Below are 17,665 nucleotides of genomic sequence, written 5' to 3' on the forward strand. Positions count from 1 at the left end.
CTCGAATATGGCACTATATCCGCTATGCGAATTCAGCTGCTTTCTGACCTTCACCTGGAAGTCGATCCCGGCTATGTGCCTCAAGCTGCACCCGATGTTGACGTGCTGGTATTGGCAGGCGACATCGGCTCGCATTCCCCTCACTCCGCGCTAGAGGGTGCCGACTTCGGATTGAGTCGCTTTTCACCGCTGCTCACCAATGCAAAATGGCCGCGGGTTTTATATATCCCCGGCAACCATGAGTTTGATTGGCTGGATTATGACGCCACGTATGTAAGGCTGCGAAAGCTATGCGATCAACTCGGCATTGAGTGGCTGGACAGAGAAATAATCACCATCGGTTCGGTGCGCTTCATAGGGACCACTCTCTGGAGTGACTTTGAGGCTCTGGCCCTCTTAAAGGGAGGCATGACAGAGCAGATGCGCGAACTGGAGAAAGCCTATAGAGCCGCTGACTTTTACCTGCGCAAGAACACAACAGCGCGAAATGGAAAGCCCTTGCTTGCTGAGCAAATACGGGAGCTGGCCAAAGAATGTCAGTCGTGGCTATATGATGCGCTATTGACTCCGTTTGAAGGCACCACGGTTACCGTCACCCATTTCGCACCTACCCTGGAAAGTGCTGATCCGCGCTATGGTCTTACACCCGGAACCGCCGGTTTTTGCAACTCCATGGAAGAATTCCTGCCATTCACACAGCTATGGATGCACGGACATTTGCATTGCAGAAACGATTTTATCGCAACCGGTTCTGTTAACGGCGAAGCATACCGATGCCGTATCGTAGCGAACCCTCGAGGCTACGAGGACAAAGACGAGCAAAAAGACTTTCAAGAGAAATTCTGCATTGAGTTGCCTTGAAGGAGACTAATAACATCCCATCACTCTGTTGACTGCAACCGAAAGGAAAACAGACAAACCAGCACCTCTACATCAATCAACCTATCATTGGCATCCGTCAGCAAAAACGGCCATGCCAAACAAGACTGGGGAACCCGACAGCCGAAAAAAAACCGAACCCAATGTCTCAAAGGGTCCGGCTTTTCTTACTTGATTATTCTCTTAGCTTGGCTATTCAGCCAAGCATTGAGCCATCAGATGACTTGGATCATTGAGGCTTGTGGGCCTTTCTGTCCTTCACCTGCTACGAACGAGACGCGCTGATTCTCTTGAAGAGATTTATGACCGTCGCCCTGGATCTCGCTGTAGTGTGCGAAAAGGTCTTTGCCACCGGATTCAGGCGTAATAAAGCCGAATCCTTTGTCGTCGTTAAACCATTTCACAATACCAATTTCTGTTTTCAATATAAGTCCTAACTAAGTAAAAAGGGAAAATTATCCCTACAGCCACTATGGGCTGCCAAGAGGCATTGCACAACCTCTGTTTCCACTTAATACAATTGCCGGAACGCCGAAAAAACCATCTCTTCCCGTGCCCTTCATTGAAGGGGATACCAGCGTATTAATAGAGGGTCTTTTTCAGACGCTCTGGCAATTCAGAGTCGTATTTCGAACCATCAATTCCTGCTTGGCTTAAAGTTTGAAGGATGGTTCCAGTGCTTGGCAGTGAAGAACGTTTTATATGAAGTTCTGAATCCCATAACCCTGCCCTCACAACCGCTCTCGAGCACTGAAAAAATACATTTTCCACACTAACGACAAGCACTGACAAAGGAAGTTTGCCAGCTATGGAGAATTGCTCCAGCAAGAGTGGGTCAGTGGTAATTGTGGCCCTGCCATTTATTCTTAATGTTTCCCCCACTCCCGGGATCAAGAAGAACAGAGCTACCCGCGGATCATGAAGAATATTTCGCAAGCTGTCTATTCTGTTGTTTCCTCGCCGATCAGGAAGCAGCAACGTCTTCTCGTCATGCACATGTACAAAACCGGCAGGATCTCCTCTAGGTGAAGCATCAAGGCCTTGCGGTCCCGACGTAGCAAGCACCACAAAAGAAGCAGCTTCGACCATTTTTTGATAATGAGGATGAATATAGCTCACCTCTTTTTTGATGGAAGCTGTTGAAGGCGAGCCATAAATGGCTTCAAGATCTTCAAGATCAGCGATACGATGTGCTTTGGTTAGTTCATTCACGTCCGGGATCCGTATTGAGACACCTAAAGCTTTGCTTAAGCTGTCGTCATGCCCTGACAGTGTAAGCGTTCAAGGCCTCTAAAGAGATTAATGCCTGGCTGTCATTAATAGCGCAACTATCACGATGCAGCCAAAGGCAATGAGAATGCAGGATGCAATGAACCACCCTTCAATCATTATCACGAGAACCCCCTTCACTCGATGCTATTTGTGTCTCTATACTACAGTAACTTGCAAAAAGCATTCCACCTAGGAGCTTCCCTAGGACAGGCATGATGCGGTGAATTCTTTTAGCCTCACGTAAATCCTTCTAGGAAATCGCGAAGCTAACAATGCTTGATGCCTGTTGGCATTCATGACCTGTTGGCATTCATGAATAAATTACTTACAATGAGAACGATTTTTATTCGCATGAGCAGATAAAAAACCCACTAACTTCCTGCCTCTTTATGACCACTTCATTTTTTGCTTCACGCCGACGTCTGCTGGCCGCCACAGCGGCCTTACCGCTTGTCATGAATGCGCCGCTTGTTCTGGCAAATGGCCGTCCGCTGAAGATCGCCTTGCTTACGTCCCTGTCAGGTCCATTCACGTCGCTGGGCGAAAGCATGCGCGCGGGTCTACAGCTGTTTCTTGAGCAAAACAATTATGAAATGGGTGGCCGAAAGGTTGAACTTCTGATCGAGGACGATCATGGCAAACCCGACGAAGCCCTGCGTAAAGTACATAAACTGATTTCCAGGGATCGTATCGATGTCTTGTGCGGAGTCATCAGCGCCAACATTGCGTTGGCCATACGTGATGTGGTCGCCGACGCCCAACTGCTCACGTTTATCTCCAATGCCGCGGCCAACGATTTAGCACGTGATGCCGCCAGCCCGTATATTTTCAGACCCACCAAGACCAGTTGGATGCTGGGCCATACCGGTGCATTGTGGACCTACGAAAATATTGACACTTCGGGGGCTCACATTAGCGTCCGACTATGCTGCCGGCCGCGAATATATTGAAGATTTTAAGCATACCTTTGAAGAGCAAGGCGGCAGTTTAGGTCAATCGATCTGGACGCCCCTGGGTACAAGCGATTTTGCACCCATCATCATGAATATGGCAGCTGCACAGCCACGCTTCATCTACAGCTTTCTTGCCGGGGCAGATGCCGTCCGTTTTCTTCAGCAGATGAAAGACTACAAGATGCACGGCAGAGTTCCGGTCGTAGGGCCTGGGGCTCTCTTTGACCAGGAAGATGTCATTCCAGCTACCGGTGATGCCAGTCTGGGAGGCATCAGCACTTTCCATCAGTCGCCCGGCGCGCCGGCTGCCGCTGATTTTGTTCGCGCTTACCAGGCTTCACGTGGCCGTCTTCCTGGTGAGGCCAGCACAGCAGGCTACGCCACTGGCCAGGTCATCAAGGCAGGTGTTGATGCAGTAGAGGGCGACGTCAGCAACAAGGATGCCTTCAAAGACTACTTATTGGGCAATCGTGTCAACACCGCCTTTGGCCCCATGCACTTTGATCCGCGCAACAATCAGGCTATTCTTGATATTTATGTCAACGAAGTTCGCCAAGATGCCGAGGGCAAGCCGTTCAATACCGTCATTCACACATACGAGCACATTCAGGATCCCGGCCCCAAAGCGCAAGCCTAACCCATGTCTTACTATTTGCTGCAAGCGCTGAATGCGTTGTCGTTTTCGGTATTGCTCCTGCTTACCGGTCTTGGCCTTACTCTGGTCCTGAGCCTGATGAATTTCATCAATCTGGCTCACGGCTCATTTTTCCTGCTCGGCGGCTACATCGCCACCCAATGGCTTGCCTCCGGCGCTCCATGGTGGTTGGCCTTTCCCGCCGCCTTCATTCTTACCGGCGCAGTCGGGCTGCTGCTTGACCGTTTCCCTTTTGGACAGTTTTATGGGCGCACGCACTTAATGCAAGTGCTGCTTACCTACGGCATCGCCATTATTTTTGCCGACCTAATGCGCTGGGGGTTCAGTGCCGATACTTTAAGCCCCAATCTTCCCGAGATATTGCGCGGTGGCGTCTGGATTGCCGGTCTGCCTTTCCCTGTATACCGGCTTTTTATTATTGCGGCAGGCGTCGTCATCGCGCTGATCCTGTGGGCACTGCTCGACTACACACCATGGGGTGCGGCCCTGCGCGCCTGCGTCAGCGATCGCGCCATCGCAGAGTCATTAGGCCTGAACGCCAGACGTATCTTTACTATCGGCATGGTGGTTGCAGCAGGTCTTAGCGGATTGGGGGAGCCTTGGGCGCCGGAGTGTTATCTGTGCACCCGGGGCTGGACGAAAACGTCTTGCTGCTTGCGCTGCTGGTGGTCGTCATCGGCGGCCTTGGCAGTGTAAAAAGTGTGGTGCTCAGCGCCCTTATCCTGGGCTTTGTCGAAACCTTCTCCAGAGTGTGGTTTCCCTCATTTTCCAGTGCGGTCACTTTAGGTGTCATGCTGCTGATTCTCGTCGTACGGCCTAATGGCTTATTGCAGGCAAGGACGCGCTTCGCATGAACCCTACACCTTCAGTCTCCCAGAAGCTGGCGCTCTTCCTGACCGCTGTCGCTCTCCTCGCCTTTGGCGGACTTGCTGATCCTTACCTGCTGCGTCTGGCCACCGAAATTCTGCTCATTGGTACCGCAGTCATGAGCCTGAACCTCGTCACAGGCCAGGGAGGCCTGGTATCACTATGCCACGGCGCACTGTTTGGCGGTGCAGCCTACGCTGCCGCTTTAGTGTCTCAGCACACCGGCGTAAACCTGCCCGCCACGCTGGCAGTGGGCATTGCTACAGGCGGCTTGCTCGCCTTGCTCGTTGCTCTTGTCAGTCTGCGCTCAAACGGGCTGTTTTTTCTGGTCGTTACATTGATCGCCGGACAACTGCTCTGGGAAGTCGTCTTTCATTGGCGTGAAGTTACCGGAGGCGCCGACGGCTTACGCGGCTTCACCGCCTCTTCAGGCCGGGCATGGTGGACAGAGCCTGTCTGGCTCTATACTTTGGCAGCAGTGTGGGCCTCGACAGGCTTTCTTTTGCTGCGCCGCTTCCTGTACCAGCCTGCGGGCATTGCATTGCAGGGCCTGCGCGACCAGCCCCTGCGTATGCAAGCGCTTGGCTACAGCGCGCACCGTATCCGCATCAAAGCTTTTGTGGCCTCAGGGCTGATTGCCGGCGGAGCCGGGGCCCTATATCCCTTCATCAACCTTTACCTCAGTCCCGAGGTCGTCCATTGGAGCTTCTCTGCATCGCTGCTGATCATGGGCGTCATCGGAGGAATCAAAACCTTGCACGGCGCCTTTGCCGGAGCGGCGATCTATCTTCTGATTCAAACCTATGTCAGCTCGTACACAGATAGATGGCAACTATTGATCGGATTGCTCTTTGTGGTCACGGTATTGTTCATGCCCAATGGCGTTACCCAAGGTCTGCGTCAACGGAGGCGCTCATGAGCACCACATTGCTGCAACTACATGAGATTTCCCAACGCTTTGGGAAACTCCATGTGCTCGATCAATTGACACTATCCGTGCACGCTGGTGAAACCCTTGGACTCATAGGCCCCAACGGTGCCGGCAAAACCAGTTTGCTGAATATTGCGAGCGGTTTCAGCAAGCCTTATGCGGGTAAGGTACTGTTCAAGAATCAGGACATCACCCGCCTGGACCCAGCGCAGCGTGCGCGACTGGGTTTGATGCGAAGTTTCCAGTCCAGCCAGATATTTCCTCAGCACACGATACAGCACAATCTGGCCCTGGCCCTGCGAGCATGCACCTCAAAAGCTTACACGTGGCTCGGCCGCCCTGGCCCTCTGCGTGACAGCCTCGAGCAGGCTGACGATATTGTCGCTAGCAGCCTGTTCGGTGGGCGTAACGATGTGGTCGCAGGCACACTTTCCTACGGAGAACAGCGATTGCTAGACTTGCTGATCAGCGTAGCGCAGCACCCCCAGATGCTGTTGCTGGACGAACCCACTGCGGGCTTGTCCAAGCAAGAGGCTGCCGACGCCATGGCCCTGCTGGCGGGCCTTCATCACCAAAGCACGGTGGTACTGGTGTCTCATGACCTTGATCTGGTGTTTGAGCATTGCGACCGGATTGCGGTGCTGAATCTGGGCAGGCTCACTGCCGTCGACACTCCGGAAGCAATACGCCGCCACGAAGGGGCGCAGACAGCCTATCTAGGAGGAGCTGAATGACACCTGTCCTGGACATCAACGGCCTGGGTAATGGCTATGGTGGCGCCGACGTTATCTCGGGGATCAGCTTTGCTATTACTGAAGGCGAAAGCGTTGCAATACTCGGACGTAATGGCGCAGGAAAGACCACTCTGCTACACAGTATTTTCAATATCGGACCGCCCTGCACTGGTCAGGTGCTGCTTAACGGTCATCCTATTGCCAGGCTGCCAACCTATAGAATCGCCCGCATGGGGGTAGCGCTGGTACCGCAGGGGCGAGATGGATTCCCCGAATTACGGGTGCGTGAAAGCCTGAGGCTCGCGACACTGACAGCGCGCGTCGCTAGTTCGCATCCTTGCACTATGGAAACTATCTATCAGCAATTTCCCCGTCTGTACGAAAGGCGTAATACCTTATGCGCCAACCTGAGTGGCGGTGAACGTCAGATGCTGGCGCTAGCACGCGCCCTCCTGACACAGGCAAGCCTGATTGTGCTTGATGAACCGAGTGAGGGTCTTGCCCCCATGGCCATACGAGACATGCTGCAGCCCGAACTGCTGAAACTGCGCAATCAGGGCTACACCGTACTACTCGCCGAACAAAACATCGCCCTGGCCTTAGCCGTTGCTACTCGTGTCATCATTTTGTCTGACCGAAAAATTATCTTTGACGACAGCACGCAAGAATTCAGAAAAAATCCTGATATTCAACGTATGCATCTGGGGCTGTAAGCACGCTCGCTACTGCAGCTCTGTTCTTTATAGACATGCCAGGCCATTAAACAAAAAGCCGAACCCAATGTTAAGAGGGTTCGGCTTTTTGCTTGATTGTTCTGTTCACCTGGCTACCAAGCCAAGTGTAGCGCCATCAAATAACTTGGATCATTGTGGCTTGTGGGCCTTTTTGACCTTGACCTGCGACGAACGAGACACGCTGGTTCTCTTCAAGAGATTTATGGCCGTCGCCCTGGATGTCGCTGTAGTGTGCAAATAGGTCTTTGCCGCCGGATTCAGGCATGATGAAGCCAAACCCTTTGTCATTGTTAAACCATTTCACGATACCAATTTCTGTTTTCAATATAATTCCTAAGTAAAAGAGGGAAATCATCCCTAAACCACTATGGGTGGCCACACTTTATAAGGCAAGCCCTGTTTCCAATTGATGCAACTCAGGCAAGGGGAAACGGGGAAAACAATATTCTCAACCGCGCTGCCCCAATGCCCTCGCGATCTTTTGGTCTGTTTTGTATTGACTTAGCGCGTACACTGCCCAGATAGCTGCAGGTATCCATCCGATTAAGGTGATCTGCAATATCAGGCAGAAGATACCGGCAAAAGGTCGCCCAATCGTAAAAAATGTGAGCCAGGGAAGCAATAACGCAATTATTAGACGCATGATAAATGCCAAGTAGTTAAAACAGAGTTATTTTACCCGACATACCCATCGATTGAAGTGCTTGCAATAGCTACACACGTATTCCCGCCTTTCGGGCATGATTGCCCTTGAGCACACGTGTGACTCCCGCTATTTCGCCAGTTTTTAATTACTTGATAACTCGCAGAGATTCGACTTCGATTTCAGGCGGATGTATACGGCTGGTATCAACTTCTCCGATCAGCTCCACCTTCATTTTTTCGTCGACTTTCTGACCAGCAAAATGCTTATCTTTGATCTCAGCAATTATTTCACCCGTACCGTCAGAAAAAACATATTTATCGTGCCCGGTGCGCCGTAAAAGATTTCCCTCCAGCCGTACATCCTGGTCGTCAACGGGATTTTCAAGAATAGCCGCAACGCTTGATCCGCCAATAGCTGAAGGACCTGAGTATTGCGCATGTACCGGCAAAGAAAAGATACTTGTCACCACGACGGAGGCCAGCACGTATCGAAGCTTTAAGGTTTTAGACATGGGTACTCCCAAAGTTCGCCAGAAAAGTAAACAGTAACAGCAAACGAGCCATGAAGGAATGGGCTTCGTTCGGCAAAACCAGAGTTTCGGAGTAAAAAAACCATCCAGGCTCTTTGGATGGCGTTTTTCAGAACGACTCAGGACTTAACGACCACGTGCAGAGCCACGCCCTATAGTCTTGCGGTCTACAAAACGTTCGCGGGCTGAAAAGCCTTTTTGCGGCGCAGGCCAGCTTACCCCGGTAGGAGGCGTAGAGGCTGCCGGTTTCTTCTTGGCAGGCTTGCTTTTCTTGGTCATACTATTCTCCGAATGGCGTCGCACTAGAGCAAACTACTTTCGTGAAGCCATCAGTCAGCATACCCCTTATCAAGGCGGATATCCAACTATGAATGAACCTCAGCAACGCATTCGTGCGAGTTTTGATTCTCAGCGATTAATGTCCACCCTTGGAGCAGAACTGATCTCCGTGACTGACGGCGAGGTACAGATACTACTGAATTTCTCTGATTCCTTGTCACAGCAGCATGGCTATATGCATGCTGGCGCAATTACCAGTATTGTTGACAGCGCCTGCGGCTACGCTGCCCTAAGCAAGGCACCGCCCGGATTCGATGTGGTTACCGCCGAGTTCAAGGTTAATTTCATGCGCCCCGCCATAGGTGAACATTTTTTAGCGGTGGGTACAGTCAAAAGCACCGGCAAGCTTCTAAGCGTCTGCCACGGTGAAGTCTATGCAGTGACTGAAAATAGTAAAAAACTGATTGCCCTGATGCAGGCTACCATTGTTTTCGTTGATGCCTGAAAGCGTAAACGGCATGTGGCCATGCGTGCCCCAAACCCTTTATTACACTCGTAACACCTTGATTTGTATAGAGCCAGTTATTCTTAACTTTAGGTCTAACTGAACCAGACCTGTCTGTTGCAGCAGCATCTGCAATTTACGACCATGTGGAGATACGCCATGACTCAAGACAATCCCACTCACCCGCTGTCACCTGAACAGTCTCCCGTACCGCCACCGGTGCATCCAGATGGGGATCCAACCCATCGCGAACCGCCCGTCCCGGGGCCTGCCCCCATAGAAGACCCAGACAATCCGGACCGTGACCCTAATGGTCCTGAACCTATTGATGAGCCAGGAGAGCCGATTCCTGGACAACGCGAACCGCTGATCTGAAAGCTGTTTCAGCAAGGACCGCCACATCGCTGATCGTTGATCAGTGATGTGGCACGAGATATTTATTCGTTATTTTCACGTCACCATCGAACCTGCACGGCCTGCTTTAGCACCTACAATCATCATGACAAGGGTGAGGACTACGCCGGCACTGAGTGGCATCGTCCAGCTGTGCAGCTGCTGGTGGACCAGCCCCGCTAGCGAAGGGCCTGTAGCTGCCAGTAAATAGCCCACTGATTGGGCCATTCCCGACAGTGCTGCTGTCTGGTGACTGTTATTTGCACGCAGGCTCATAAATACAAAAGACAAGATTATGACGCTGCATGAGCCCAAACCAAACATAAACACCCAAACAATAGCGAACTGGGGTGACCACATCAGGCCCAAAATAGCGATAGTCATTAACGCCGTCGTACCCACGGCAATAAGGCGCTGATCTTTCAAACGACTAATAATGGGCCCCAAAAACAGTCCTGGCAGCGCTGTTGCCAATTGCATCATTCCGTGCAGCGACCCCGCCTCTGCCGCTGAATAGCCACTTGAGGTAAGAATAGATGGCAGCCAGCTGATCAGCACATAATACAGCAGCGAGTTCGACCCCATGAACACGGTGATTTGCCACGCCAGGGGGATCGCCACACTCCGGTACTTACGGGTGTTTTTCTTAACTCGGCAGGAACAGGCTTGAGCGTGCGTAAACGAGCCATCCAAACGAGCAGGGGAAGCACAGCAAAGACCAGGTTTGCACTCAAAGCCGCTCGCCACCCGATAGCACTGGCCATCGGCACGATGCTGACTGACACAAGGGCCGCCACCAGTCCCATGGTTACCGTACTCATGCCGGTAACGGTAGGGACACGGCCGGGAAAATCACGCTTGATTAAGCTGGGCAACAGCACATTGCCAATAGCAATGCCAATGCCTATGCAAACAGTTCCCGTATACAAGCCCCAGAGCGGAGCCAGCGAGCGCAGTAAAATTCCCGCTATCACGAATGTGATCGCGCCTACCAAAGTACGCTCGACGCCAAAGCGTCGGGAAATTGTTGCCGCAAAAGGTGAAACAACCGCAAAAGCCATGAGGGGCAAGGTCGTCAACAAGCCCACCGAAGCGGCGGATAAATTATAGCTAAGCTGAATTAAGTCCTGCACAGGCGCTACACCTGTGAAAGGCGCCCTTAAATTTGCAGCGACCAGCATCAAACCTACGAACAACATCCATGAAAACGTGATTTGAGAACCACCTTTATCGCTCTGAGCTTTCATTATGCGCTATCTATCCATTCAGAAAATAGTGAGCGCATAAGCCTAACAGGCTTGGGGGCAGTAGGCTGCCCTCTGTTTGTTACGCAGTCGTTTAATACAGACAAAAACAAATAAGAGCCAAACTTTCCAGAAATACTGCGCTCACGACCTTGCTCAACACGCCGTAGCCATGGCAGGCTGACAGGCTTGCGCGGGCAAGAGCGAGGCGGCGGCTTCATCAACAATAATCAGAGGCCTGGGATGCTGCTTCAAAATCGAAGCAGGCATGCTTTCTGACACAGGGCTATACCAGTAATCAGCCATCACCTGGGCCTTATGCTCGCCAGTTGCCACCAAAATAACTTCTTTGGCCTCCATGATATCGAGAATACCCATAGTGATGGCCTGAGTGGGCACTTCGTCCTTGTTCTCGAAGAAACGGCCATTATCAATGCGCGTACGCTCAGACAAGCCAACAACATGAGTACGACTGTCAAATGACGTATTCGGCTCATTAAAACCTATGTGACCGTTTGATCCTACACCAAGCAGCTGTATATCCAGTCCGCCGGCCAGTCTGATATGTTGAGAATAACGTTCACACTGTTCCTGTATATCTGCACATTTCCCATCGGGCAGAAAAAGCCGCTGCTCGTCAAAGCCGACCAGATCAAACAAATGCTGGTGCATATAGTAGTTGTAGCTTTGAGGATGGTCAGCCGCCAAGCCGACGTATTCGTCCAGGTTGAAGGTAGTGACTTGTGATAAATCCAGGCTTTGCTCTCTGGCCTGCTGAGCGAAGCGCGCGTAGATAGGCTCCATGGTGCTACCCGTCGCCAAACCAAACACGGAATTCGGTTTGGCTTGAATTTTCGCAATGAACAAAGCGCTTAAATGATTAGCAATGGCTTGTGGGTCGGGAAAGACTAAGAACATAATTAATTTTATTCATGGTTGTCGCTGCATTAAAAAACCCATCATCCGTCGATGCATGAGAAAATCCTACAGCTTCTACAATAGACAGTATTTCTCAGGATGCCAGCTACAAAACCGTTCTGAGGTTTACAAATGTAAGTGCTGCAACACTAGCAGCAACCCTTGATAAGTTCGTCTGCCAAAGAACCCCAGTTAGAATATAACGAGGAAGCCGGGTTATTTGACCACAGCGGCCTCAATCCGTGTTGCAAACCAAGGCGCATAAACCTATAAAATAGTTATTAAATTGTGGCTTTTGTCACACTTTAGCCGCTCATCCGCCTATTCCTTGCCCAAAAACCGGCATTTTTATTTTCTTGTCGCTCAAAGCACTTTCACCATGACTGTATTGCCCTGCTCATTAGCTACTCGACATTGCCCTTGTGGCTTACCCCTGCCTTATCTTCGTTGTTGCGGGCAATGGCATCAGGGCACCAAACACTTGCAGGCGCCCGATGCAGCAACGCTCATGCGTTCACGATACAGCGCCTTTGTACTTGATAATGCCTCTTATTTGCTAGCGACGTGGCATCCGAGCACCCGACCGGAAAAAATAGAGCCCAACCCCGACGGCATCAAATGGCTTGGCTTAGAGCTGCGTGCCCATACGGTCAATTCTGATACCCGGGCAGAAGTCGAGTTTATTGCGCGCCACCGCTTGCATGGGCGGGCCACACGGCTACACGAGCACAGTCGGTTTTTACGGGAACAGGGACAATGGTTTTACGTAGATGGAGTGTTTCCAGCTGGGTAACTATCTTTAACAATGCAATATTTGGCAATGAATGTGGCTGTCTGCACATGTTTCGCCTTAATTGAACAGCAATGGCAACACACTCCATAAAAGCAGGTAAGCAAGTATGGCTTACCGCTTGAAAAACCAGACACTATTGTTCATATGTAGTTGAAATTACATATTTTTTACAATGAAAGCCACTAAAACACCTTATTAGCTTCTAGAATAAAACTGTGCTCAAAAATTGCTAGGCTGAGCACACATGCTGTTGTCATTATTTTCTTCTGGAGAATACAAATGAACCAACAAAATCAGGATCAGAAAAAAACGGGTGGTGTCGGAACGAACAAACCCGATGATCATAAAAAAGAAGAGCACAAAAACGACCCTAGCAAAACCGCCAACAAACCTCAGAATCAAGATAAACGCTAGGGCAAAGTATAGCTTTTGATATGATCGAAGCAGCGTAAATTAAGGCCGCCACGCGATAAAGACGTGGCGGCTTTTTATTGACGGAACCACTAAGCTGATTTAGCCTGAACTGACTGTTGTATGGGTAATGAATCGAATTGGAGGCGACTATGTTTTCCAGAACGTTATTCAATATTTTAGATGCCTACATCATTAGTATCGGCGATATGCACAACGACCGCGAGCGACTGCAGCGCGCATTAGCTGATACCGAGGCCATCACCGATTTTGCCTTGTTTAAAATAGACGCAGCACTGGACGACTCGCAGGCCAGGCAGATCAGCCAGGTAGGCTTGACATGGCTAGATCAGGTTCATCAACACGATGGCTTAGAGCACACCTATCGTGAAGCGGCGAGAAGCGCTCTGGACGACTGAGGACGCTACCCCGCCTTGCTCATCGACCCCACAACGATGACAGCCATGCCGCTTAGTGTCAGCGCGCCCCCCAGCCAATCCCACTGACTTAGGCGGGCGCCATCAATCCAGCGCAGCCAAAATAACGCCGTGATGACATAGACGCCACCATAAGCGGCGTACACCCGGCCCGAAGCCGTTGGATGCAAGGTTAGTAGCCAGACGAAGGCGGCAAGCGAAATCACCGTCGGAAGCAATAGCCAGGCTGACTTTCCTTCTTTTAACCACAGGTACGGCAAGTAACAACCTACGATTTCTGCGATAGCCGTAAGCAAAAACAATAAAAACGCTTTAACAACCACATTTACCACCCTGAAAAATCCTGTCTGCCATATAGACAGCTATGAGCTGAAAAGCATGAAGTAGCCTATGCCCGAGTAAAACGGTCATTGCGCTGAGCCTGCGAATTCCTCGTCTGGAGCGAAGGCACGCAAACACACACTCACTCCGGCCAGCTTTCATTACGAAAAGCTCACCCCTGCCGTTATTGCAGCCTAAGGGAGAACATCCGTTAGCACTGGACAAAAGGCCCTATGTACTCAGGTACCGACCACCCCACCGTCTTCACGCCAGATTACGACCGTTGCAGGCCGTGGACGGGTTGCCTCTTTACCATCGGGCCACGTTGATACCGCGGTTGGATCCGACTGGGAATTGGCAATGTCAGGACCTTCACCCGGATGCTGGATATTAATAAAAGCATAGCGCTGATCAGGCGTCCAGGTGATGCCTGTAACCTCACAGCCCTTGGGTCCTACCAGAAAACGGCGTATTTCTTTGCTAACGGGATCAGCGATCAGCATGGAGTTATTGCCCTGCCCTTCGTAGACCCCACTGTTCGAGTAATTGCCGTCGGTCTGTATCCATAGACGCCCCGCAGCATCAAAAGCCAGACCATCAGGGCTATTAAAGGTGTTCCCTTTGTTGATATTATCGGAACCACGACGAGGATCGCTGTCATTGTACAGATTCGGGTTACCTGCCAACACGAAGATATCCCAGTCAAAGGTCAAGGCGGCAGGGTCTCCCTTGGCCTCGCGCCAACGCACGATTTGACCATAATGATTCTCCACTCGGGGGTTCGCCCCATCGACACCCGGATGTGTCAGGCCGCCTGGCCAGCGCTCTTTGTCTCTCCCCCGATCGCTGTTATTGGTCAGCGTAACGTACGCTTCCCGAGTCACAGGGTGGACAGCGACCCATTCAGGCCTGTCCATGGGCGTAGCGCCAACGGCATCAGCCGCCTGGCGTGTCTTAATAAGCAGCTCACCCATACTCTCGAACAAATCACCCAGCTTTTTACCCTCGACGGTGGGCGTATCGAGGACAAGTGGAATCCATTTTCCCACCCCATCGGCATCTTCGGCACTGGCCTGCGAGCTGAATTGCGCTACATAGAGTGTTCCTTCGTCTAGCAACAAGCGGTTCTCGGCGGGGGTATCGACATTGAACTGGCGCTTTGAAACAAACTTATAAATGTATTCGCTGCGCTGGTCATCCCCCATATAGACCACGACACGATTGTCGTCGGCCAGGGTCATGGCGGCATTTTCGTGCTTGAAGCGTCCCAGGGCGGTGAGTTTTTTAGGTGCAGAGTGAGGGTCGAAAGGATCGATTTCGATAATCCAGCCAAAACGATTCGCCTCGTTGGGCTCTTGCGTCCAGTCAAAGCGCGTATCGTGAGTGTCCCAGCGATAACTATCGTCGGCTGCCTTACTGCTGCCTTTGTAGCGCTGCTGATGGGCTTGATGATCTTCGTCTATAAATTCGGCCTTTGCGGGATCTGCTTCACCGACACCAAAATAGTCAGTGAAATTCTCTTCACAGCTAAGGTAGGTATTCCAGAGGGTATATCCGTTTCCACAGTTACCAAAGGTGCCGAGTACGAGTTTCCCGCTAAGATCCGCTTTGGTTCGCATCAAGGCATGTCCTGCCGCCGGCCCGACTACAGCCATAGGTGTGTTGGCGTTGATGCTACGATTAAACAGCGAATCCAGAACCGGCTCCCACTGTTTTTGAGCATTCAGACGCATGTGTACCACAGAAGCACCTTGTGCATGCTGGGATTTTCTTACCCAGTCTTCATTCCAGTTGCTTTGACCCGGCACCACATCTTTAGGAAAAAAGTAATGCGGTGTGATGTACTCGTGATTAGTTACCATTAAGCCTTCAGTGCTGCTGCCCGCCTTGCCCTTAACCCCATCAATGGGGAAAAAGTGCATGCCGTCGTGGTTGTATCCCACTTGCATGGCCTGGGCCTCACCACCATCGGTGGCATCACCCTTAAAAGCAGGCGAGTAACTGAATAAAGGATCGCCCCAGCGGTTAATAACCTGAGACCTGTAACCCGAAGGAAGCGTAATGGCGTCTTCGGTATTGGGGGCCACGGCTTCAAAGGCGAGACTGATTTGCTTTGCGACTCTCGACGGCTCGTCTGGAGCAGCAAAGGCTTTAGTTGCACCCAGTCCTAAGAATCCTAATGCACCAACGCCTGCGCCTGTTTTCAAAAAACGGCGTCTGGAGCTGACGTGGTCGACGACCTCGTTAAATCTGATGGCCGTTGATGGGTTGGCTGAAACATCATCCAGATCGAATTTAGTCACGGTATACCTTTGGCTAAAGAAAAAACATGCAATAGCTTTGGCGCTATTGCCCTACATCACTAAGCATGAGCAAGGCATATTGCAGGCTCATGACAACAACTGCTGGCTAACGTAAGCCAGAGCGCAAAAAGGCTTGCATAAACTGACGCTGAAACAGCAAGAAGCCCAGTAACAAAGGCAGCATGGTCAGCAAAGTAGCCGCACTGATCAGGGAAATACTGACCCCACTTTCCGGTGCGCCAAACAACGAGAGTCCGACTGTCAAAGGTCGGGTGCTGACTGAACTGCTGATCACCAGCGGCCATAAAAAATTGTTCCAGTGAGTCGAAACCGAAACCAAGGCATAAGCCAAGTACACGGGTTTGGCCAAAGGGACATACACGCGCCACAGCACCGCCAGCCGTCCACAGCCTTCAATGCGTGCCGCATCCTCAAGCTCGGTAGGCACCTGTTTAAAAGCTTGTCGCAATAAAAATACGCCAAAGGCACTTGCCATATAAGGCACCCCCATGCCCCAGACCGAATCGCTCCATCCCAAACGTGACACCATCGAGTAGTTCTCGACAATCAGCACTTCGGGCAAAATAAACAATTGCAGCAACACGAGGGAAAACAGCAGCCCCTTGCCCCTGAAACTGAAACGCGCAAAAGCGTAGGCCGCCAAGGTACAAAGTACAAACTGTCCAATGAGAATACTTCCCACTAAAAACATCGTGTTTCGTATGTAGATAAGCCACGGCGCCCCGCCCCATGCCTGGGCAAGATTGTTGAGCGTCCAGCCACTGCTCAGGTCGAGATTAAAAACAGCAGCTGGCTCACGAAAAGCTGTCCAGGCTGCATATAACAGAGGAGCCACCCAAAGCAATGCCAACAAGTAGGCGCCTAATACATCAAGGTTTAACGGAGCTGGCCTGCGGGAAATTGATCCGGCACGAGCAAATAAAAAACGCATAATTAAAACTTATTGGTAATGCACCCGCTTTTCAGCGTAGCTAAACTTAAATACCGCAACGGCGCCAAGAGCGAATAACAACATCACTGTCAGAACGGCCGCACTGGGTGTATCCATATAGGCGAAAGCATTTTCCCAAATCCAGTACAGCAGCAATTTTGAAGAGTTATTCGGGCCGCCCTTGGTAAGAATAAAAAGATGATCAATCAGCTTTACCGAGTTGATCAGGGCGTTGATCAGAATAAACAGCGTGGTAGGCGCCAATAAGGGCAACAGCACGCGTTTGCCGTATTGCCAGCGACTAGCGCCTTCCAGTCTCGCCGCATCACGTAGTTCGGGTGACACCGTCTGCAGCGCAGCAAGGTAGAAAATCATAAAAAAGCCGGCTTCTTTCCAGATGGTCACCACAACGACCGCAGCTAAAGCCGTTTGCGGCTGACCCAGCCAGTTCGTTGATGCTGCCCCGAACAGGCCGAATATCTGATCCAGCAGGCCCAGTTCAGGCGTATAAAAAAACAGCCATAAATTAGCCGCTGCAATCATGGGCAGCATGGTAGGCGTGAAGTAAGCACAGCGCACCCACGCCCTCATGCTCATCGCCTGGTTTGCCCACAGGGCCATGAGCAAGGCCAGCAGTATGGAAGCCGGAATGGTGATCACCGCATACCACAAATTATTTTTGAGAATCAGCCAAAAAGTGGGATCGGCCATCACCGCACTGTAGTTATCCAGTCCCACAAATTGCGATGGACGTCTGACGGTGCCTTTACTGAACAAGCTCGACCACACCGTTTGCACCGTGGGAATAAACGCAAACAAACTGAGCAAGACAAATAAGGGCGTCAGCAGCAAGTAGGCATGTGCAGAGTCACGGTTGAACATACGGCGAGCTAGAAGCATGGAGTGTTC

26 protein-coding genes are annotated in these 17,665 nt (G+C 51.2%); 13 read left to right on the plus strand and 13 right to left on the minus strand.

Annotation, left to right across the window (positions count from 1 at the left end):
• The first annotated feature begins 24 nt into the window (after window positions 1-24).
• Window positions 25-861 carry a metallophosphoesterase gene (locus L1889_RS08055; protein ID WP_238664707.1) on the plus strand — a complete coding sequence of 279 codons (837 nt, stop codon included), beginning with the start codon at window positions 25-27 and terminating at the stop codon, window positions 859-861.
• A 233-nt stretch (window positions 862-1,094) separates the two neighbouring features.
• Here L1889_RS08055 and L1889_RS08060 read toward each other — a convergent pair whose 3' ends face one another.
• Together L1889_RS08060 and L1889_RS08065 are read right to left on the minus strand one after the other, a co-directional pair.
• On the minus strand, window positions 1,095-1,304 hold the full coding sequence (locus L1889_RS08060; protein ID WP_238664708.1) for a cold-shock protein: 210 nt from the start codon (window positions 1,302-1,304) through the stop codon (window positions 1,095-1,097).
• Window positions 1,305-1,461: 157 nt separating this feature from the next.
• Entirely contained in the window at window positions 1,462-2,091 is a 630-nt protein-coding gene (locus L1889_RS08065) for a pyridoxamine 5'-phosphate oxidase family protein (RefSeq protein ID WP_238664709.1), read from the minus strand.
• A 449-nt stretch (window positions 2,092-2,540) separates the two neighbouring features.
• On the opposite strand from L1889_RS08065, the gene L1889_RS18415 reads away from it, so the two are divergent.
• The 7 genes from L1889_RS18415 to L1889_RS08095 are packed head-to-tail and all read left to right on the plus strand — an operon-like array spanning window position 2,541 to window position 7,004.
• The gene (locus L1889_RS18415) at window positions 2,541-3,101 is read left to right on the plus strand and encodes an ABC transporter substrate-binding protein (RefSeq protein ID WP_257793871.1); all 561 of its coding nucleotides are present in this window, start codon (window positions 2,541-2,543) and stop codon (window positions 3,099-3,101) included.
• A complete protein-coding gene (locus tag L1889_RS08070; protein WP_257793872.1) occupies window positions 3,043-3,741 on the plus strand; it encodes an ABC transporter substrate-binding protein in 699 nt (232 codons plus the stop codon). The genes L1889_RS18415 and L1889_RS08070 overlap by 59 nt, the downstream gene beginning before the upstream one ends.
• Window positions 3,742-3,744: 3 nt before the next feature.
• Window positions 3,745-4,455: a branched-chain amino acid ABC transporter permease gene (locus L1889_RS08075; RefSeq protein WP_238664710.1), complete on the plus strand. Its 711-nt coding sequence runs from the start codon at window positions 3,745-3,747 to the stop codon at window positions 4,453-4,455.
• A complete protein-coding gene (locus tag L1889_RS08080; RefSeq protein WP_238664711.1) occupies window positions 4,407-4,613 on the plus strand; it encodes an ABC transporter permease in 207 nt (68 codons plus the stop codon). Before L1889_RS08075 ends, L1889_RS08080 begins: the two co-directional genes overlap by 49 nt.
• Entirely contained in the window at window positions 4,610-5,545 is a 936-nt protein-coding gene (locus L1889_RS08085) for a branched-chain amino acid ABC transporter permease (RefSeq protein WP_238664712.1), read from the plus strand. Before L1889_RS08080 ends, L1889_RS08085 begins: the two co-directional genes overlap by 4 nt.
• Window positions 5,542-6,291: an ABC transporter ATP-binding protein gene (locus L1889_RS08090; protein WP_238664713.1), complete on the plus strand. Its 750-nt coding sequence runs from the start codon at window positions 5,542-5,544 to the stop codon at window positions 6,289-6,291. Before L1889_RS08085 ends, L1889_RS08090 begins: the two co-directional genes overlap by 4 nt.
• Complete coding sequence (locus L1889_RS08095; protein ID WP_238664714.1) at window positions 6,288-7,004, plus strand: ABC transporter ATP-binding protein; 717 nt, start codon at window positions 6,288-6,290, stop codon at window positions 7,002-7,004. Before L1889_RS08090 ends, L1889_RS08095 begins: the two co-directional genes overlap by 4 nt.
• A 136-nt stretch (window positions 7,005-7,140) precedes the next feature.
• Here L1889_RS08095 and L1889_RS08100 read toward each other — a convergent pair whose 3' ends face one another.
• From L1889_RS08100 to L1889_RS08115, 4 genes are all read right to left on the minus strand, one after another.
• Entirely contained in the window at window positions 7,141-7,350 is a 210-nt protein-coding gene (locus tag L1889_RS08100) for a cold-shock protein (RefSeq protein ID WP_308217615.1), read from the minus strand.
• 123 nt (window positions 7,351-7,473) lie between these two features.
• Entirely contained in the window at window positions 7,474-7,668 is a 195-nt protein-coding gene (locus L1889_RS08105; RefSeq protein ID WP_238664715.1) for a YqaE/Pmp3 family membrane protein, read from the minus strand.
• Between the two features lie 148 nt (window positions 7,669-7,816).
• Window positions 7,817-8,182 carry a YgiW/YdeI family stress tolerance OB fold protein gene (locus L1889_RS08110; RefSeq protein ID WP_238664716.1) on the minus strand — a complete coding sequence of 122 codons (366 nt, stop codon included), beginning with the start codon at window positions 8,180-8,182 and terminating at the stop codon, window positions 7,817-7,819.
• Window positions 8,183-8,326: 144 nt separating this feature from the next.
• Window positions 8,327-8,479: a hypothetical protein gene (locus L1889_RS08115; protein WP_238664717.1), complete on the minus strand. Its 153-nt coding sequence runs from the start codon at window positions 8,477-8,479 to the stop codon at window positions 8,327-8,329.
• A gap of 88 nt (window positions 8,480-8,567) precedes the next feature.
• Between L1889_RS08115 and L1889_RS08120 the strand changes: the two genes are divergently transcribed.
• Together L1889_RS08120 and L1889_RS08125 are read left to right on the plus strand one after the other, a co-directional pair.
• Window positions 8,568-8,984, plus strand: coding sequence for a PaaI family thioesterase (locus L1889_RS08120; protein ID WP_238664718.1), 417 nt, complete (start codon window positions 8,568-8,570; stop codon window positions 8,982-8,984).
• 159 nt (window positions 8,985-9,143) lie between these two features.
• A complete protein-coding gene (locus L1889_RS08125) occupies window positions 9,144-9,359 on the plus strand; it encodes a hypothetical protein (protein WP_238664719.1) in 216 nt (71 codons plus the stop codon).
• Window positions 9,360-9,434: 75 nt separating this feature from the next.
• On the opposite strand, the gene L1889_RS08130 is transcribed toward L1889_RS08125, so the two are convergent.
• The 3 genes from L1889_RS08130 to nagB form a co-directional block, all read right to left on the minus strand.
• Entirely contained in the window at window positions 9,435-9,962 is a 528-nt protein-coding gene (locus tag L1889_RS08130; RefSeq protein WP_238664720.1) for an MFS transporter, read from the minus strand.
• Window positions 9,929-10,624: an MFS transporter gene (locus L1889_RS08135; protein ID WP_238664721.1), complete on the minus strand. Its 696-nt coding sequence runs from the start codon at window positions 10,622-10,624 to the stop codon at window positions 9,929-9,931. The genes L1889_RS08130 and L1889_RS08135 overlap by 34 nt, the downstream gene beginning before the upstream one ends.
• A 153-nt stretch (window positions 10,625-10,777) precedes the next feature.
• Window positions 10,778-11,539, minus strand: a complete 762-nt coding sequence (gene nagB / locus L1889_RS08140; RefSeq protein ID WP_238664722.1) for a glucosamine-6-phosphate deaminase — start codon at window positions 11,537-11,539, stop codon at window positions 10,778-10,780.
• Between the two features lie 379 nt (window positions 11,540-11,918).
• On the opposite strand from nagB, the gene L1889_RS08145 reads away from it, so the two are divergent.
• From L1889_RS08145 to L1889_RS08150, 3 genes are all read left to right on the plus strand, one after another.
• Entirely contained in the window at window positions 11,919-12,332 is a 414-nt protein-coding gene (locus tag L1889_RS08145) for a YchJ family protein (protein WP_238664723.1), read from the plus strand.
• Window positions 12,333-12,611: 279 nt separating this feature from the next.
• Window positions 12,612-12,746, plus strand: a complete 135-nt coding sequence (locus L1889_RS18420) for a hypothetical protein (RefSeq protein WP_257793873.1) — start codon at window positions 12,612-12,614, stop codon at window positions 12,744-12,746.
• Between the two features lie 149 nt (window positions 12,747-12,895).
• Window positions 12,896-13,162, plus strand: a complete 267-nt coding sequence (locus L1889_RS08150) for a hypothetical protein (RefSeq protein ID WP_238664724.1) — start codon at window positions 12,896-12,898, stop codon at window positions 13,160-13,162.
• Window positions 13,163-13,167: 5 nt separating this feature from the next.
• Here L1889_RS08150 and L1889_RS08155 read toward each other — a convergent pair whose 3' ends face one another.
• The 4 genes from L1889_RS08155 to L1889_RS08170 form a co-directional block, all read right to left on the minus strand.
• Window positions 13,168-13,503 carry a YnfA family protein gene (locus L1889_RS08155; protein WP_238665885.1) on the minus strand — a complete coding sequence of 112 codons (336 nt, stop codon included), beginning with the start codon at window positions 13,501-13,503 and terminating at the stop codon, window positions 13,168-13,170.
• A gap of 237 nt (window positions 13,504-13,740) precedes the next feature.
• Window positions 13,741-15,804 (minus strand): PhoX family protein, encoded by a 2,064-nt coding sequence (locus L1889_RS08160; RefSeq protein WP_238664725.1) that lies wholly within the window; start codon window positions 15,802-15,804, stop codon window positions 13,741-13,743.
• A gap of 106 nt (window positions 15,805-15,910) precedes the next feature.
• Entirely contained in the window at window positions 15,911-16,756 is an 846-nt protein-coding gene (locus L1889_RS08165) for a carbohydrate ABC transporter permease (protein WP_238664726.1), read from the minus strand.
• 9 nt (window positions 16,757-16,765) lie between these two features.
• Window positions 16,766-17,656, minus strand: coding sequence for a carbohydrate ABC transporter permease (locus L1889_RS08170; RefSeq protein WP_238664727.1), 891 nt, complete (start codon window positions 17,654-17,656; stop codon window positions 16,766-16,768).
• Between the last annotated feature and the right edge of the window lie 9 nt (window positions 17,657-17,665).

Source organism: Paenalcaligenes niemegkensis, from assembly GCF_022230885.1.
GTDB classification, from domain to species: Bacteria; Pseudomonadota; Gammaproteobacteria; order Burkholderiales; family Burkholderiaceae_B; genus Paenalcaligenes; species Paenalcaligenes niemegkensis.

Excerpts from the sequence above, each read along its gene's own strand:
- L1889_RS08145 (WP_238664723.1), top strand. The coding sequence starts at position 11,919 with ATGACTGTATTGCCCTGCTCATTAGCTACTCGACATTGCCCTTGTGGC.
- L1889_RS08090 (WP_238664713.1), top strand. The coding sequence starts at position 5,542 with ATGAGCACCACATTGCTGCAACTACATGAGATTTCCCAACGCTTTGGG.
- L1889_RS18415 (WP_257793871.1), top strand. The coding sequence starts at position 2,541 with ATGACCACTTCATTTTTTGCTTCACGCCGACGTCTGCTGGCCGCCACA.
- L1889_RS08115 (WP_238664717.1), bottom strand. The coding sequence starts at position 8,479 with ATGACCAAGAAAAGCAAGCCTGCCAAGAAGAAACCGGCAGCCTCTACG.
- nagB (WP_238664722.1), bottom strand. The coding sequence starts at position 11,539 with ATGTTCTTAGTCTTTCCCGACCCACAAGCCATTGCTAATCATTTAAGC.
- L1889_RS08075 (WP_238664710.1), top strand. The coding sequence starts at position 3,745 with ATGTCTTACTATTTGCTGCAAGCGCTGAATGCGTTGTCGTTTTCGGTA.
- L1889_RS08125 (WP_238664719.1), top strand. The coding sequence starts at position 9,144 with ATGACTCAAGACAATCCCACTCACCCGCTGTCACCTGAACAGTCTCCC.
- L1889_RS08110 (WP_238664716.1), bottom strand. The coding sequence starts at position 8,182 with ATGTCTAAAACCTTAAAGCTTCGATACGTGCTGGCCTCCGTCGTGGTG.
- L1889_RS08135 (WP_238664721.1), bottom strand. The coding sequence starts at position 10,624 with ATGAAAGCTCAGAGCGATAAAGGTGGTTCTCAAATCACGTTTTCATGG.
- L1889_RS08165 (WP_238664726.1), bottom strand. The coding sequence starts at position 16,756 with ATGCGTTTTTTATTTGCTCGTGCCGGATCAATTTCCCGCAGGCCAGCT.
- L1889_RS08120 (WP_238664718.1), top strand. The coding sequence starts at position 8,568 with ATGAATGAACCTCAGCAACGCATTCGTGCGAGTTTTGATTCTCAGCGA.
- L1889_RS08170 (WP_238664727.1), bottom strand. The coding sequence starts at position 17,656 with ATGCTTCTAGCTCGCCGTATGTTCAACCGTGACTCTGCACATGCCTAC.
- L1889_RS08105 (WP_238664715.1), bottom strand. The coding sequence starts at position 7,668 with ATGCGTCTAATAATTGCGTTATTGCTTCCCTGGCTCACATTTTTTACG.
- L1889_RS08055 (WP_238664707.1), top strand. The coding sequence starts at position 25 with ATGCGAATTCAGCTGCTTTCTGACCTTCACCTGGAAGTCGATCCCGGC.
- L1889_RS18420 (WP_257793873.1), top strand. The coding sequence starts at position 12,612 with ATGAACCAACAAAATCAGGATCAGAAAAAAACGGGTGGTGTCGGAACG.
- L1889_RS08085 (WP_238664712.1), top strand. The coding sequence starts at position 4,610 with ATGAACCCTACACCTTCAGTCTCCCAGAAGCTGGCGCTCTTCCTGACC.
- L1889_RS08095 (WP_238664714.1), top strand. The coding sequence starts at position 6,288 with ATGACACCTGTCCTGGACATCAACGGCCTGGGTAATGGCTATGGTGGC.
- L1889_RS08150 (WP_238664724.1), top strand. The coding sequence starts at position 12,896 with ATGTTTTCCAGAACGTTATTCAATATTTTAGATGCCTACATCATTAGT.
- L1889_RS08130 (WP_238664720.1), bottom strand. The coding sequence starts at position 9,962 with ATGGGGTCGAACTCGCTGCTGTATTATGTGCTGATCAGCTGGCTGCCA.